The following is a 739-nucleotide window of genomic DNA, read 5'->3' on the forward strand; positions in this document are numbered from 1 at the left end:
GGATATGTGCCCGAATTTTTGGACCAGTTGACCGGCTAGGTACGGCTAAGACGCAGCAGCGATTTGAGGTTCTGGTTCGAGAGTATCGAGGGTTTGCCCGAGATGTTCTCGGGGTGGAATGTATCCGATCGAGGAGTGTCTCCGCTCCTGGTTGTAGTACCGGAATCGCTCGTCGAAGACGCTTCGCAGGACTGGTAGGGACGAAGCTTCCGTAATCCGTGAGCCGATCTCATCCTTCGTCCGTCCCCAGAGAGACTCGATCCAGGGATTGCCTTTCGCCCCGTTCTCCGAGTAGCTGACACGGAGTTCATCGCCGAGGAGCATCGCGTGGAGCCACCGATAGCTGGTGTAGACGCTGTCGAGGTCGTGATGGATAATCTTCTCGTCGAGACTCTCCCCGAGGATCGCCATCTGTTCGCGAACCTGCTCCCAGCAGCGCATCGCGAGCTTTCGATTGGCGCTGGGGCCGACCGCCCATCCCGGCACATACTTGCTCTCCAGGTCGACCACGGCCATCAGGTACGCCTTGCGGTCTCCGCCCGCGTAGGCCACCTCTGTAAAGTCGGTCGAGAACGCCTCCAGCGGCCCCAGATCTTGGCCGGCCACAAGGTTGAGATTCCCAGCAGCTTCACCAAGAATCTTCTGCACAGGGGAGGGGCTGTGTTTGGAGGCTTGGCGGGACAAACCCAGCTCATGCTCGCTAAGAAGCCGTCGAAGCCGTTTATGGTTGACGCGTTGG

1 protein-coding gene is annotated in these 739 nt (G+C 59.3%); it reads right to left on the minus strand.

Annotated elements, in window-relative coordinates; all coding sequences use genetic code 11:
* Positions 1–45: 45 nt before the first annotated feature.
* Positions 46–739 (minus strand): integrase core domain-containing protein (locus B7R93_RS12000; RefSeq protein ID WP_232798383.1); only part of this gene is annotated, 694 nt, incomplete at its 5' end.

Source organism: Salinibacter altiplanensis (assembly GCF_002894645.1).
Taxonomy (GTDB): Bacteria; Bacteroidota; Rhodothermia; order Rhodothermales; family Salinibacteraceae; genus Salinibacter; species Salinibacter altiplanensis.